The organism is Bacteroidota bacterium (assembly GCA_018266835.1).
Classification (GTDB): domain Bacteria; phylum Bacteroidota; class Ignavibacteria; order Tepidaquicellales; family Tepidaquicellaceae; genus JAFDZO01.
The window spans coordinates 631,407-646,343 of the sequence record JAFDZP010000005.1; the positions used below are offsets into that span (position 1 = coordinate 631,407).

Below are 14,937 nucleotides of genomic sequence, written 5' to 3' on the forward strand. Positions count from 1 at the left end.
ATTTTATATTTAATACTTAAACTTGGTGTTGCGGGAAATAGTTTCATTATTTTAAAAAATTTCTTGTGGCTTTTAACATTGATTCTATTTGAATAGAATTCATATTATCTTCAATTTCAGGCTCCAGTATTACTGTATTCTTACTCAGCGGCTGCCATCGTGTTTTGCTTGCAGGAAGATGATGCGGATAAAATCCGATTATGTTTTTATTCAACGCTCCTGCAATATGTATGGGACCTGTAGAATTTGAAACGAACAGTTTACTTTTATTTATAAGCACTTTAAGTTCTGAAAGAGTTAACTCTCCGCAGAGATTAACCAGATTATCTTTTTCACTAATCCCAGCTATCACTGACACAATTTCATCTCTCTCTTCACTCACTCCTGTAAAAATAACTTTTACATTTTTAAATTCAGAGTTAAAAGCATTTATATATTCAACAAATTTCTCTTTGGAAAGTTTAGCAGCCGAGCCTTTGCTTGGAATATGTATTATTATATAATCTGAATTTATATCAAATGATTTCTTAAGCAGCTTATCACGCAAATTTTTAATCTCATCTTCACTGATTTGAAAATTAAACTCAACCGGAAAATCATTTTTAGAATGAGTTATTGTCTTAAGCAAATTCAGATTATAAACTGCTTCATGTTTCTCAGCAGTTTTTCTGTGCTCGTGATTTCTTTTATTGAATAAATATGAATACCATCTGTAACCCGTCCCGACCCGTATTTTTACTCCCGCTAAAAATGCAGCCAGCGCAATTTCAAATCTCGGATACACATTAATCAGTAAATCAAACTCACCTTGTTTAAAAAACTTTTTTAGTTTTGATGAATCATTTAAATCATCTATAAATGCAAATTCATTAATTCCGGGATAATCTTTTATCAGGTCATGCACATATTTTTTTACGAGAAAAGTTACTGAAGCATCAGGAAAGTTTTTTTTGATTTGAGTTATTAAAGGAAGTGTGAGAATAACATCTCCAAGGTTGTCGGTTCTTGAAACAACTATCTTCTTTATATTCTCTTTACTGAAGGTAGCCATCGCTTTGAATTATTTGTGATATTCTGTCAGCTTCAACTATCTTCGGCATTACTTCATCAAAATATTTTAATAGATATGTCAGCCTGTCCTGTTCGCTGTCGATTTCAAGGATTTGCTGGCGCTCCAATAAATTCAATCCGCACTTCTGTGCTATGAAAAATGAGACAGATTCCGAGCCGTCAATCCATCTTAGCTCTTCAGGATTTATTTTTTCCAGCGTTCCCTTATATGCTGCATCTATTATTTTATTATAACACTCAACTGCTTTATCAAAATCTTCTCTGGCAAATTGGGTGTCGTCTTCAAGATATTTAATTTCTCCCATGAAATAACCTTCGGAAGAAAGATTATAATTTTTAAGTTCGTAGCGAGATATTCCTCTTATAACGATATCCATTTCTCCGTTTGGCAGCACATTAAATTTATTCACAACATCTGCAGTAGAACCAATTGCGCTTATATTATTATTAGACATCAGGTTTATTCCGAACGGCTCATTATTATCCATGCATCTTGTAATCATTATTTTATATCGTTCTTCAAAAATATGCAGCGGTAATTTTGAGTTAGGAAAGAGGACGAGATTTAGCGGGAACAGCGGTATCTTAATCATTCTTTTGCAATTACTTTAACAGTTCTACAATTGTTTACAAAAAAAAAAACTTCTGTAATCGAAAATTACAGAAGTCAGAATTAACTTAAATTCAAAAATTTCTACTGATTTTATTTTACTGGTTCTTATACTACTGATTCTCTTTCCATTCTTCATACCATGCCATCTGAATTGCTTCAAGTTTTGATTCATTCGATTTAGAAATATCATCATCGAAGTTCTCAAGTCCCTTTATCCATTCAAGCAAATCGGTAAATCTTATATGCAAAGGATCAGTATCAGGCATTTTCTCATAGAGCGCAATGCCGATATCTTCAGTATCTTCCCATTTGAATTTATCAAACATAATTAGTGTGGAATTGTATTAGTTGGTTTTCCTTCATGGAAGAAATATCTTATCTGCTCATTTATCATTGGTATTTCTACAACGATATCTTCGCCTTCTTCCAGTAATATTTTGCACTGGCATCCTAACCTTGAATCAAGTGTTAAACCTTCTGCTTCATCAAGCTGGTCTGCTTCTTCGTCAGTCATTTCATCAAAGTTTTTCATTCCTTTTTTTACAATGACGTGGCAAGTGGAGCAGGCGCAGACTCCGCCGCAGTTGTGCTGTAGATCAATATCGTTCTCAAGAGCAATATCTAATAGTGACTCTCCGGCTTTTCCTTCAAAGGTTTTGTTATCCGGTAAAAATGTTACTTTTGGCATAATTTATTTAGATGTAATAGAAATAGAAATTGACGTCTGTTCAAATCCTTCGGGCTTCATAACTAATAGTGTTACAATCTTATCATCTTTTTCCCATAAACCGCTTCCGCCTGTATCACCTGAAAGCAATGGTTCGCTATAAACTTTATAACCTGCTTTCGGCATTTCGGCAGTAAAAAAATTAAAGGCATCTTTTACTGTTTGGTCTGTATCAAACATAAAAACAGTTCCTTTATCAACCGGTTCAGAACCGTTATAAACTGTTATTTTTGGTTTCGGCAAATCCGCAGGATAATCTGCAGGGAAATTTTTGCCAAGATCTTGTGAGAATGAAGCTGAAGCTATCAGGATAAAAACAAGTGTGAGAATTACTTTCATTCTTTGTTACGTCTATCTTTGTTTTAGTGTTTAAAAAATTTTATTTATAAGCAATTACTATAGTAGTTATCTTATCATCTTTTCTTGAGAAAACCACAAAGGCAATTTTATCATCCTTTGCCCAGTTGACCATACCTCCTGCATCACTCATAACATTATTTCCCTGTGAGTTCATTACAAACTTATTTTTTTCCATATCAGCTTTTAATGAATCAAATGCAGCCTGCGGACTTAATTCAGATTCAAATGTATAAGTCACTGCGCCTAATTCTGACGAACTGGAAATAAACTTTGCAGAAACAGGCTTTGGCAGATCCTTCGGATAATCCGATGGAACATCCTGAGCATAAGAAACTACGGCTGCTGCCAAGAATATTAATACAAAAAATAATTTTTTCATATTATTGTTTTATATTATTTATAAGTAATTACTATAGATGTATTTTTTTTGTCATCGTTTACACCGAGCATTAAGCCGACTTCTTTAGCGCCTTTTTTCCAGCCGACTATTCCGCCTTTATCGCTCATTAATACTTCCCCGCCTTCGCCTAAATCATAACCGTTCTTTTTCATTTCAGCTTTGTAGAACTCAAGAATATCCTTTACGCTTTGTGTTGATTCAAATGTTACAACTGTTCCTTCAGAACTGTTTAATGAACCTAAGCATTTTGCATCTTTCGGCTGAGGAACATCTGATGGATAATTGTTTGGAAGACCTTGTGTAAGACCTAAATCATTTGAGCCTGAATTTCCGTTATCTTTCGGTGCTTCGCCCGATGATTTATTTTCATTAGAATTTGTCTGCTCTTTTCCTGTTTCAGTTTTTTTATCTGTTGCGTCACTGCCCGTTTTGACATCAACTTTACAACCTACAGCTGTGATAAGAGAAATAACGAAAAGAGTTAAAATTAATTTTTTCATTGTTATGGTTTAATTAAAAATTCTAAATCTAATTTGAACATCTGACTGCTTCGAACCTGCCGGCAATCCAGCTTTTTGAATCATCCTTAAAGCATATTGCAATCTTTCCTTTTACAACATCGTCAGTCATTTCTTCTATGAATAAAGCGCAGTTCCACGGAACTGAAATTTTCTTCATGTTATCTTTATCAGTGAAGTGATAATCGGCAACATAACCGTCCATGTTTGCATCAAAAGTAGTCTTTACAAATTCCCCTTTCGGAATTTCTCCCGATTTTCTCATCAGCTGAACAGCATTATCATTTTCAACATACCCGCATGGCTGACTCGGTTTTTTATCACCAAAGTTGAATACATTATCTCCGCTGCCTCTCCACTTTTCAAAATTCACATAATCAATTTTCAATTCCTTGCCCTTCAGAAAACCTTTGAGAGGCATATCCGGAATATCGGCTATGCTAAGCTTTTCCTTCCATTGAAAATCCTTGCTCGAATTTGTAACAGGAGGTTTAACATCATCGGCTTTTTTACAGGACTGTAATAACACCATACCTGAAAAAGAACAGACTAATATTAATACCGAGAAGTACTTTTTAATATTAGAAATCAATTTTAATCGTTTATCGAATTAAAAAAAATATTACTTTACAAATTTTTTGAATCTGTCGTTGATTCTTCCCCAATGAAGACCGTTGATAAAGTTATCAATGTACTTTGCTCTTCCGGGACCGTCTTTATGATAATAAGCATGTTCAAAAACGTCGCAGGCTACAAGAGGAATACCGCCCCAGATTGCTCCGTAATGATGCTCATCAGTTGTGATGTTTAATAATCTTCCGCTATATAATTGGTCTGCAACAAGAACTCCCCAGCCGGAAAGTTTAGCTGACATACATGCTGCTTTGAAATCTGCCTTCCAGTTATCAAAGCTTCCGAAGTTATCTTCAATTGCTTTTTTAATTTCAGGTGCGCTGTCAATGTTTCCGTCGCCGCCTAAGTTATCCCAGTAGATATCATGCATTAATGTACCTGCATGGTTCCATGTGAATCTTCTTTTCATTTCGCCGAACTGACTGAAGTTACCGTTGGCTCCTGCTTTATCAGCTGTCTCTAAACCTTTTTCGATGTTGTTTAATGCTGTAACATAACCTTTGTGGTGAGTGTTATAGTGCCAGTCAGAAGTTTCCGGCGACATAACATCCTTCAGTAAGGTTTTTGCTTCTTCATCTGAGTAAGGTCTTTTATTGAATTTCCATTCGAATGACATTTTATTCTCCTTTTAATAGAATTAATGAATATATTTAATTAAAAATTGTTTTTAAACTTAAAAAAATCCTTTGCGTGATACGCCCAGGCCCAAACGCACCGCAAAGAAAATAAAAAAATCCACTTATAGCTCCATTAACGATTTATCTTTCAAAGCCTTATTAATTGAATCGTCCATAATTCTCTGAGCCAAAGGAGTCGTTTCTTTATCAAGCTTTTCCTGAATCTGCTTTACCATTTCAGTGTTCTTTGCATCGATGGCTGACTTCAGTTCATTCAGCATCGAGTTTATCATTTCATTCTCTTTTTTTGTAATAGATTCTTTTCTTGTTTCAAGAACTTTTTCGACAGCGTGAATAAGTCTCTCCGCATCTGTTTTTGTTTCAATGAAAGTTCTTTCCTTCATATCTGAGCGTGCATTCTTCAATCCTTCGATTATCATTTCTTCAACTTCGTTGTCGGTCAATCCATAGGAAGGTTTTACTTCTATTTCCTGTTCCTTCTGAGTTTTTAAATCTTTTGCGCGCACTCTTAAAATTCCGTCTGTATCAATTATAAAGCTGACTTCTATCTTAGGCATTCCAGCAGGCTGAGGTGTAATTCCTTTTAATATAAATTGAGCAAGTGAGCGGTTATCTTTTACAAATTCCCTTTCACCCTGATAAACATTTACAACTACTCCCGTCTGGTTATCCATAAAAGTCGTATATGTCTCTTTTTGCTGAGTAGGAATTGTTGTATTGCGGGGAATGAGCACGCTCATTACTCCCCCTATGGTTTCAATGCCAAGTGAAAGCGGATTCACATCAAGAAGCAAAATATCTTTTCTGTTACCTGCGAGAATATCAGCCTGAACCGCTGCTCCGAGCGCAACTACATCATCAGGGTCAATATTATTGAACGGCTGCTTGCCGAAAATCTGCTCAACAGTTTTTATAACGAGCGGGACTCTTGTAGAGCCGCCTACCATTACAACCGTATCGATATTTTGTAAATCAACTTTAGAATCTTTTATAGCTGTCTTACAGGCAATTTCAGTTTTATCTACAATTGGTTTTATCAGCTCTTCAAAAACCTCAAGCGTTACTTTTTTGTTTAATCTGAATTTTGAATCAGGAAGCTCTGCATTTATTTCAACTTCATTTACATCTGTTAGTTTCTTCTTAGTATCTTCGGAGATTTCACGAAGCTTACTTAAATCCTGCTTGGATAACTTGACATCAATATCTTTTATAAAATAATCCATAAGAGCCTTGTCAAAATCATCTCCGCCTAAATATGTATCCCCGTGCGTAGCAAGGACTTCAAATATTCCGTCTTTCAATTTTAAAATCGAAATATCAAATGTTCCGCCGCCTAAATCATACACTGCAATTATTTTCTCAGCCGAGCCGCTTACATTTTTATCTAATCCGTAAGCCAATGCTGCTGCAGTTGGTTCATTAATTATGCGAAGCACATCAAGACCTGCAATTTTTCCTGCATCCTTAGTTGCCTGTCTCTGCGCATCATTGAAATAAGCCGGGACAGTAATAACACACTTTTTTATATCGTGACCAAAGAATTTTTCTGCCCGCTCTTTTAATTCTGCAAGAATGAATGATGATAATTCTATGGGACTGTAATCCTTTTCCGCTAATGTTAATCTTACCAGACCTTCTTTAGCTTTCTCGCTGATGTTATAAGAAACTAAATGTGAATCTCCCTGAATATCTTCATAGGATTTCCCCATTAATCTTTTTACAGAGTAAATTGTTTTATCAGTATCCGTTATTAAATGCTTCTTTGCTTCGCTTCCTATTAAAATATTTTTATTATCGTCAATATAAATTACAGAAGGGACGAGTTTATCCTCACCTTTATTAGCAATTATTTGCGGAGTTCCGTCTTTAACGTATGCAATAAGCGAGTTAGTCGTGCCCAGGTCAATCCCTACGATAACATCATTTTTTTTCTTGAGCTCTTTTGGTATTTCTATCTGCAGCAAAACTTTTTAGTGTTTGATTTTTTCGCCGCCAAAAACTTCGGCATCGATTGTATGTATTAAAGTATTAATATAATTTCTTTTGTGAAGTAATGTCTTCATTTTCATTAACGGTTCGATAGTATCTTCATTTTTCTCAGCTGCATCATCATATTTTTTGAACATAACATTTATATCATTCAGAATATTATTTACATCTTCATTCAAATCATTTTTTATCTCTGCAAGCTCATTTACAATTGATTCCTTCCCTCTTTCATCTGCATCGTGATAGCTTTCAATCGTTTCCTGAATTTCCATCACCTTCATAAGTAAATCGGGAGCGACTGAATTATCCTTTTCCGCAAGTAATTGCGGAGCATCAAGAGCAAGAATATAATTAATTCTGGCAATCGGATCCTTTAATGTTTTATATCCCTGATTTATCTGAGAAGAGGTTTCAAGGGCATCTAAATACTTATCTTCGCCCTGATTAAGAAAAAAATCCGGATGATTTTTTTTGCTTAAATCATGATAAATTTTTTCAAGCCCTGATGTGTCTATTGTAAGTCTTTTTGGTATACCTAAAACTTCGAAATAGTTTGTCATTGAAAAATTGATAACCACCCCCTACCCCCTCCTTAATAAGGAGGGGGAAAAAGGGTAAGACAAAATCGTTATAAAATATAAAACCTGATAATCCGCTGCGGCGGTTTCATCAGGTTCTAAAAAAATATTTTAAAAATCAGAATTAATTATACGCCGAAGGAGCTTCCGCAGCCGCAAGTTCTTTTTGCATTAGGATTGTTAAACACAAATCCTCTGCCGTTCAAACCGTCTGTGAAATCAAGTTCTGTTCCGGAAAGATACAGGTTACTCTTCATATCAATATAAACTTTTACTCCGTCCTTCTCGATTATATTATCGCCGGGGCGTTCTTCTCCGTCAAATCCCAAAGTATATGTAAGTCCTGAACATCCGCCGCCTTTTATACCGACTCTTAAGCCGTATTCGCCGGGAATGCTATTTTCTTCCATTATCTTTTTTACTTCGGCAATTGCTTTTTCTGTAATATTAATCTCTTCACTGACCCCTGGAATAAATTCGGGTTTTACTTCTATCGTTTCTGCCATGTTTCTAAAAGTTAAATTTAGTTTTAGTTTTTGTAAAAGAATTAAGCTGTTGCTGCTTCTTTTTCAGCAGGAACATCTTTTTTCTTTTTGTAATCTTCGATTGCCATTTTAATTGCATCTTCTGCAAGCACAGAACAGTGAATCTTTACAGGAGGAAGATTTAACTCTTCAACAATCTGTGTATTCTTTATATTGTAAGCTTCGTCAAGTGTTTTACCTTTAAGCCATTCTGTTGCAAGTGATGATGATGCAATTGCGCTTCCGCATCCGTATGTTTTGAATTTTGCATCTTCAACAATTCCCTGCTCGTTAACTTTGATCTGTAATTTCATAACGTCACCGCACTCAGGGGCTCCGACTAATCCGGTTCCTACTGAAGGGTCGTTCTTATCAAAGCTTCCTACGTTTCTCGGGTTGCTGTAATGGTCAACTACTTTATCTGAATAAGCCATTTTTTTAAATCTCCTAATTTAGTATTACTATTATTTTAAAATTTTATTTTTGTTAAAAATTAATGCGCTGCCCACTGAACTGATTTTAAATCAATTCCTTCTTTGAACATTTCCCATAACGGTGAAAGCTCTCTTAAGTGATTGACTGTTTCTATTGTCTGCTCAATTGCAAAATCAACTTCTTCCTCAGTCGTAAATCTTCCAAGACCGTATCTGATAGATGAGTGAGCAAGCTCGTCGCCTCTTCCCAAGGCTTTTAACACATAAGACGGTTCAAGAGTTGCCGATGTGCAGGCGCTTCCTGAAGATACTGCTAAATCTTTTATACCCATCATTAAGCCTTCTCCTTCAACGTATTCAAAGCTTACGTTTACATTGTGCGGAAGTCTTTGTGTAGGATGTCCGTTAAGATAGCTGTATTCAACTCTCTCTAAGAAAGTGTTGATCATTTTATCTCTTAAGTATGTTAAACGTTTTGATTCTGATTCCATTTCCTGATTGCAAATCTCACATGCTTTTCCGAAACCGACAATACCCGGAACGTTCAATGTTCCGCTTCTCATTCCTCTTTCATGTCCGCCGCCGTGCATTTGTTCGGAGAGTTTTACTCTCGGGCTTTTCTTTCTTACATATAATGCGCCGACACCTTTAGGTCCGTACATTTTATGAGCGGTGAAGCTCATTAAGTCAATATTCATTGCATTTACATCAACAGGAATTTTTCCAACACCCTGTGTAGCATCTGTGTGAAATATTACACCTTTCTCTCTGCAGATCTTTCCGATTTCAGCAACAGGCTGAATCGTTCCGATCTCATTGTTAGCCATCATTATAGAAACTAAAATTGTTGTATCTTTAATTGCATTTCTTAAAGCATCAAGGTCAACCATTCCGAATTCATCAACGCTTAAGTATGTAACTTCTTTTCCGTGTCTTTCAAGATATTTGCATGTATCGATAATTGCTTTATGTTCGGTAGGAAGAGTAATTATATGATTTCCTTTTGATGCATACATTTCAGCAATACCCATTAAGGCAAGGTTGTCTGATTCAGTTGCGCCGCTTGTGAAAACTATTTCTTTTGTTGTAGCGCCGATAAGGTCGGCAATTTGTTTTCTTGCGTTCTCAACTGCTTCTTCAGCTTCCCATCCGTATTGATGGCTTCTGCTTGCAGCATTACCATAAACTTTTGTGAAGTAAGGCATCATCGCTTCTAAAACTCTGGGATCCATCGGAGTAGTAGCATTGTGGTCCATGTAAATCGGGAAATTCATTTAAATTTTCTCCTGTTGTTTTTTATTTTATTAAAATCTTTATCCGTATTTTATACGAAATCTAAAATTGTTTTTCTTTTGAACAGTTCTTCAATTTCTTTCTGCATTTGAGAGACCGGTTCTTTAATAGTGCAGTTATCGTTTAAATTGCATTTGCCGTTTTCATTATGATTACACTGGCATTCTGTAAGCCCAACATCGCCATCAATTGCATTCATTAAAAAATGAATATCAATCTCTTCAGGTTTTTTATTCAGCTGATAGCCGCCTTTAGTTCCCTGAATTGACGTCAGCACGTTATCGCGTTTAAGTTTCTGAAGAATTTTTGAAAGCAGTTCATAAGGAATTTTGTACTTTTCGGATATCTCCTTAGCAGTTACAATTCCGTTATCTGCAGCAGCAAAATGCTTCAGAGCCATCAAGGCATATTCCATCTTTTTCGAAAGTTTTATCACTTATTCTTGGTCTTTTGCTTAGTCGTTTGTTATGTAGGACTAAATTAGTCTTATTTAATGAGAAAAAAAAGGGAGAAAAATATTCATAAGTCTCACTTGTCATTTTTAAAAAATATTGCAGGACGTTTTGTCATACAATGTCTGACACTGTCTTAACATTAAAACAGTAAACACTAAAAACAGTTCAAATCTCAAACAAGTACTCTGAAATTATAATCTTGTTAACGGCATAACTTTTGTAAATCAATAACATGAAATTCAACCATAACTAAAAATAGATATAAACATGAAACAACATTTAAGTCCTTTTGTTCAGAGTAAAGATTCTTTATGGCACTGGAAAAAAGAATGCGCAGATTATCCGACCGAGAAAAATGCAAAGGTATTAGTTACAATTCACTTCCCTAACGAAATTGAACTCTGCCCTAAATGCAATGAGTTATATCATGCTGAAGCATCCAGTAAACGTATGACAATGGTTGTGAATGATCACGGACTGTTCAAGTATTAAACTTACCGTTCTTACTTCGCAAAAAAATCCCAATACAGTTTAATCATCGAGTGTGAATCAGGGGCGCCTCTCTTTCGCCGGAGGCGAAAGCTGTCCAAATAAAATCTTAAACAGAGTTTAAGATTTTATTTGCGCAGGACCCGGGCTATGCCCGGGTCAGAGGCGCCTCCCCGAATGAAAATAAAAAAGCCCCGAACAGTTTCTGTCCGGAGCTTTTGATTTACCCTACTTCTTAGTACTTGTTAAACTTCCATATACAAAAATCCTGTTACTTACTTATTCTTTCCTTTTCCGTCACCTTTATCTTTGTCGTGATCTTTTCCGTGTTCTTTATCTTTTCCTTCGTTCTTTTTTTCTTTATCATGACCCTTGTCATTCTTTTCTTTCTTTGGTTTTTCTTTGTCCTGTTTTTCTTTATCGTGGTCTTTTTCCTTTATGGGTTTTTCTTTGTGCGGATTTCCTTTTTCTTCTTTATCTTTGTTTCCTTTATTTCCGTTCTTCATACTGCCGTCATCACCGAGCTTTTTATTCTTCTCCCCTTTTACTTCACCCTTGCTCTTATTTTCGTCATCATTCTTTTTGCCTTCGCTCTTCATCTCTTCATTCTTGTTTTCATTCTTCTGTGATTTTACTTCTTTGTACTCAATGTATTTCCCGGGTTTCACGAAAAATCCGCCTGCTGTCGGTTTGCCTTTATACTTAACAAACTGCGGAGCGAAAACTGAATATCCTGTAGATGTATACTTCACATCTTTAACATTTGAAACATATTGAATTTTTACCGGCTCAAGAGGAAGATTAGTAATTCTTCTGATTACATTTATATCGGGACCGACATTATAAACTATGTTGTTTCTCACAACAACTCCGTCACTTCTTCTCATTTCCTTAATCATAATTTTATTCTTGTTCTCTTTGTACATATATTTATAAACTTCAGGCTCGGCAAAATATTTTTTTTCAACAATTATGTAATTGTTTTCAGAAATTACCGGAGCAGGAATAGTATTATTTACAAAATATGTAGAAGGCGGCAATGGTGCCCATGCAATGTTGTTATCATCTTCTTTCCAGTCAACCCATGCAGGAGAATACACTCTGCCCGGAAGCCATACCCAGCCTAATGTAGGCGAGTAATTCCATCTGCCGTAATGCGATGTTGTTTCTTCATATTCTGTAGGCGCTTTGAAATTCCATCCGGCATCACTGTTCACCCACTGACCGTTGGTAAACGGTACATAAGATGTTGCAGGAGCAACTGATAATCCTGTTCCTGTAGTTATTCCTACAGAAGGAGTTGTTCCACCCGTGCCTGCAGTAATGCCTGCATTTGTTCCGTCAGTTCCCGTATTAAGACCTAATGATAAATCTGCAGCAGGTTTCCATACAAAAAATGAATTGATACCTGCATCTGCAGCATAAACACTGTTTACTCCGAAGAAATCAGCAAAAGAAACTTTTCTTGGGGTGCCTTCAACTGAAGCAGTGCGTTTTACATCTATGCCTACATCATTACCTGTAACTTCAATCCACTCGCCATGCGGAGCTAACTGGTCATAAAATTCTTTGTAATCTACAGTGAACAAATCTTCATCTGATTCAACATAGTTTGTATTACTGATTTTTTCTGTTTCTGACTTATCAGAGTTATTACTCGTCTCCTGGTTGTTCTTAGAGCAAGAGGAAAGCACAGCGGTTAATACAAAAAGCATCAATAGTTTACTGAAATTTCTTTTAAACATTTTTATCCTTTGAAATAAATTTTTAAATAGGAACAATTCCTTTTTAACACTCAGCACTAATCTACTTTAACTATAACGTTAGTGGAAGGTTCCCCGAAGAATACTCCGCTTTTTACCATCTGACACTGTAAATTATAATTACCATCATTTTCAGGAGCGGTAACTTTAAAACTGAAAGTTACTTCTGAGTTAGCGTAAACATCACTTGAAAGCTCTACGTTTGCAACTTCCCACGGAGCAACAACTGTGTTATCTCCGCCTTTTGTTGAGACTTTCAATTTAAACTCACCTGTTTTCCATGTTGTAGTACCGTTGTTTTTCATTATTACCACTACGTCGTAAGTCTGTTTTGCATCCATTTCAGCAGGAACTCTTTGTGAAAGGAATACAGCGCTGTTTTCAATTAAGTCTGAATCTTTTTTTACCGGTGTGTTTCCTGTAACATTAACAGGAACATTTGCTGAAGGCTCGCCGAAAAATGCATTGCCTTCTGCCATCTGCCATTGAAGATTATAGTCTCCTTCAATCATAGGAGCTGTTAATGAAAAATTGAATACAACATCTTCACCGGGATTTACATTTGAGTTCACATCAACACTGTTGACTGCCCATGTTCTATCCAATGATTCTGTTACATTCATTAGTCTTAAAGCATAGCTTCCTTTCTGCCAAACTTTAGAGCCTGAATTTTTCATTGTAACCGATACTCCGTAAACATTTCCGGGTATCATTTGTCCCGGTGTTGACTGGGATAAATACCTTGCGTTGTTATCAATTGGCCTTACATAAACTTTAGCGTTTATTGTTCCATCTGCTTTTTCCTGAGCCTGTATATCGAAAGTAACTGCAAAAAAAGTTGATATGAACATTAACACCAATACTGCGATTGATTTTACTGATCTGATTGTTAGCATTTTGTCTTAAATTTAATTCAACGTTATAAAATTATAAAATTGATTCGTTACTTTTTAAATCTGATTTGTTAATACTCTGTTTCAACGTGCTTGCCTTTATTCTTTATCTTAATAATTCCGACGAATTCCAAAGCCAGCATTATATAATAAAGCGGATCAATTTCGTACCACTTCACACCGAAGTTAGCGCTTGAGGGAAATTTATGATGGTTATTGTGATAATCTTCTCCCAGCATTAAAAAATCAACCGGTAAAAAATTCCTCGAAGTGTTTTTCATTTCAAAATTTTTATGTCCGTATTTATGCGCGCACCAGTTCACAATCGCGCCGTGAACAGGTCCCATAAACACATGTATCGGAATCAAAAAATAAAGCCACCAATATGGAGCAAACATTACATAGACACTTGTGTACAAACAGAAGAACATTAACCTGTTTGTTAACGTTTGCCCCCATATATCGAGTGAATGCCATTGCGGAAGATTTTTTGTAAACCGCTCTTCAACATCGAATTTATAATCCATGATATCTGCATAAACCAGTTTTGTATGCCACATCATTTTAAAGAAGTTCGGGTAAATTTTCGGGGAGTGAGGATCTTTAGGCGTATCTGCATATGCATGATGCATTCTGTGCATTACTGCGTAAGCGCGGGGACTAAGATATGAAGAACCTTGTGTTACATATGCGAACAAATAAAAAAACCTTTCCCAGAATCTGTTCATGGTAAACGCTCCGTGCGAGGCATATCTATGCTGCAAAAAGGACTGTGAGAATAAAGAGAGATACCAATGCGATATAAAAAATATTATGATAATTGTCATATGTTAATATACCCGCTAAACTCTGTTCAATCAATTAGGCAAAGGATTGAAAAAGGAACTACTCCATTTGGATTACAAAAAAACAATTTAAACATAGGTTAATGCGGAAACTTATCTTCCGATTTGTATATACTAACTTTAAATAATTTTATATGACTTTTTAAACATTATCAATATTTATAATTTTAGTAATAAGATATCTGGGCTATATTTTTAAGGGCGGTAAACGATTTATTATAACTTAACACTTCACCATGCAATTTCTAAAAAAACTTTTCGGACCAAAAGCAGATTTTAAAGAACTCTTCTCAAACGGTGCCACAATCGTAGACGTAAGAACAAAAAGCGAATATCATAGCGGCAACATTAAAGGTTCATTAAATATTCCACTCGACTTGCTTCCAAACAGTCTTTCAAAAATTAGGAGAGATAAACCTGTAATAACCTGCTGTGCATCAGGAATGCGCAGCGCTTCTGCTAAAAGAATCTTAAAGGCAAACGGCTATGAAGAAGTTCACAATGGCGGCGGCTGGACAAGTCTTCTGATAAAAATCAGAGGTTAAAAACTAATACCAAATATAGTTTCTATGAAGTTCTTTCATTAAAAGTGGAAGAACTTTTTTTTTACTCTTCATTATTTTTACACACCTATAAATTTTGTAAAATTCCCTCAAAATCCCACAAAATTAATTGGCACAGCAATTGAATGTATAGCACGTACATCGGATGAAT

General features: G+C 35.6%; 20 protein-coding genes. 2 read left to right on the top strand and 18 right to left on the bottom strand.

Annotated features, from left to right (window positions below; genetic code table 11):
* Positions 1-46 precede the first annotated feature (46 nt).
* The 15 genes from JST55_15400 to JST55_15470 all read right to left on the bottom strand — a co-directional run bounded on the left by JST55_15400 (position 47) and on the right by JST55_15470 (position 10,214).
* Positions 47-1,051: a glycosyltransferase family 9 protein gene (locus JST55_15400; GenBank protein MBS1494899.1), complete on the bottom strand. Its 1,005-nt coding sequence runs from the start codon at positions 1,049-1,051 to the stop codon at positions 47-49.
* Positions 1,035-1,664, bottom strand: coding sequence for an LON peptidase substrate-binding domain-containing protein (locus JST55_15405; protein ID MBS1494900.1), 630 nt, complete (start codon positions 1,662-1,664; stop codon positions 1,035-1,037). Before JST55_15405 ends, JST55_15400 begins: the two co-directional genes overlap by 17 nt.
* Before the next feature lie 130 nt (positions 1,665-1,794).
* Complete coding sequence (gene iscX, locus JST55_15410; protein ID MBS1494901.1) at positions 1,795-2,010, bottom strand: Fe-S cluster assembly protein IscX; 216 nt, start codon at positions 2,008-2,010, stop codon at positions 1,795-1,797.
* Positions 2,011-2,012: 2 nt separating this feature from the next.
* Positions 2,013-2,372: a 2Fe-2S iron-sulfur cluster binding domain-containing protein gene (locus tag JST55_15415; GenBank protein ID MBS1494902.1), complete on the bottom strand. Its 360-nt coding sequence runs from the start codon at positions 2,370-2,372 to the stop codon at positions 2,013-2,015.
* Between the two features lie 3 nt (positions 2,373-2,375).
* Positions 2,376-2,750, bottom strand: coding sequence for a hypothetical protein (locus tag JST55_15420; GenBank protein ID MBS1494903.1), 375 nt, complete (start codon positions 2,748-2,750; stop codon positions 2,376-2,378).
* A gap of 40 nt (positions 2,751-2,790) precedes the next feature.
* On the bottom strand, positions 2,791-3,150 hold the full coding sequence (locus tag JST55_15425) for a hypothetical protein (GenBank protein MBS1494904.1): 360 nt from the start codon (positions 3,148-3,150) through the stop codon (positions 2,791-2,793).
* Between the two features lie 14 nt (positions 3,151-3,164).
* Positions 3,165-3,671, bottom strand: coding sequence for a hypothetical protein (locus JST55_15430; GenBank protein MBS1494905.1), 507 nt, complete (start codon positions 3,669-3,671; stop codon positions 3,165-3,167).
* Positions 3,672-3,699: 28 nt separating this feature from the next.
* On the bottom strand, positions 3,700-4,221 hold the full coding sequence (locus JST55_15435) for a hypothetical protein (protein MBS1494906.1): 522 nt from the start codon (positions 4,219-4,221) through the stop codon (positions 3,700-3,702).
* 90 nt (positions 4,222-4,311) lie between these two features.
* Complete coding sequence (locus JST55_15440) at positions 4,312-4,938, bottom strand: superoxide dismutase (protein ID MBS1494907.1); 627 nt, start codon at positions 4,936-4,938, stop codon at positions 4,312-4,314.
* 123 nt (positions 4,939-5,061) lie between these two features.
* Positions 5,062-6,924, bottom strand: a complete 1,863-nt coding sequence (hscA, locus tag JST55_15445) for a Fe-S protein assembly chaperone HscA (GenBank protein MBS1494908.1) — start codon at positions 6,922-6,924, stop codon at positions 5,062-5,064.
* Positions 6,925-6,930: 6 nt separating this feature from the next.
* A complete protein-coding gene (gene hscB / locus JST55_15450) occupies positions 6,931-7,509 on the bottom strand; it encodes a Fe-S protein assembly co-chaperone HscB (GenBank protein ID MBS1494909.1) in 579 nt (192 codons plus the stop codon).
* Between the two features lie 146 nt (positions 7,510-7,655).
* Complete coding sequence (locus JST55_15455) at positions 7,656-8,033, bottom strand: iron-sulfur cluster assembly accessory protein (GenBank protein ID MBS1494910.1); 378 nt, start codon at positions 8,031-8,033, stop codon at positions 7,656-7,658.
* A gap of 41 nt (positions 8,034-8,074) precedes the next feature.
* On the bottom strand, positions 8,075-8,485 hold the full coding sequence (gene iscU, locus JST55_15460) for a Fe-S cluster assembly scaffold IscU (protein MBS1494911.1): 411 nt from the start codon (positions 8,483-8,485) through the stop codon (positions 8,075-8,077).
* Positions 8,486-8,544: 59 nt separating this feature from the next.
* Positions 8,545-9,759, bottom strand: a complete 1,215-nt coding sequence (locus JST55_15465) for an IscS subfamily cysteine desulfurase (protein ID MBS1494912.1) — start codon at positions 9,757-9,759, stop codon at positions 8,545-8,547.
* 50 nt (positions 9,760-9,809) lie between these two features.
* Positions 9,810-10,214 (bottom strand): Rrf2 family transcriptional regulator, encoded by a 405-nt coding sequence (locus tag JST55_15470; GenBank protein MBS1494913.1) that lies wholly within the window; start codon positions 10,212-10,214, stop codon positions 9,810-9,812.
* A 286-nt stretch (positions 10,215-10,500) separates the two neighbouring features.
* Between JST55_15470 and JST55_15475 the strand changes: the two genes are divergently transcribed.
* Positions 10,501-10,725 carry a hypothetical protein gene (locus JST55_15475; GenBank protein ID MBS1494914.1) on the top strand — a complete coding sequence of 75 codons (225 nt, stop codon included), beginning with the start codon at positions 10,501-10,503 and terminating at the stop codon, positions 10,723-10,725.
* 272 nt (positions 10,726-10,997) lie between these two features.
* Here JST55_15475 and JST55_15480 read toward each other — a convergent pair whose 3' ends face one another.
* The 3 genes from JST55_15480 to JST55_15490 form a co-directional block, all read right to left on the bottom strand.
* Positions 10,998-12,467 carry a hypothetical protein gene (locus tag JST55_15480; GenBank protein ID MBS1494915.1) on the bottom strand — a complete coding sequence of 490 codons (1,470 nt, stop codon included), beginning with the start codon at positions 12,465-12,467 and terminating at the stop codon, positions 10,998-11,000.
* A gap of 56 nt (positions 12,468-12,523) precedes the next feature.
* Positions 12,524-13,381, bottom strand: a complete 858-nt coding sequence (locus JST55_15485; GenBank protein ID MBS1494916.1) for a hypothetical protein — start codon at positions 13,379-13,381, stop codon at positions 12,524-12,526.
* 68 nt (positions 13,382-13,449) lie between these two features.
* Complete coding sequence (locus JST55_15490) at positions 13,450-14,205, bottom strand: acyl-CoA desaturase (protein ID MBS1494917.1); 756 nt, start codon at positions 14,203-14,205, stop codon at positions 13,450-13,452.
* A 254-nt stretch (positions 14,206-14,459) separates the two neighbouring features.
* On the opposite strand from JST55_15490, the gene JST55_15495 reads away from it, so the two are divergent.
* Positions 14,460-14,768, top strand: a complete 309-nt coding sequence (locus tag JST55_15495; protein ID MBS1494918.1) for a rhodanese-like domain-containing protein — start codon at positions 14,460-14,462, stop codon at positions 14,766-14,768.
* The last annotated feature ends 169 nt before the right edge of the window (positions 14,769-14,937 follow it).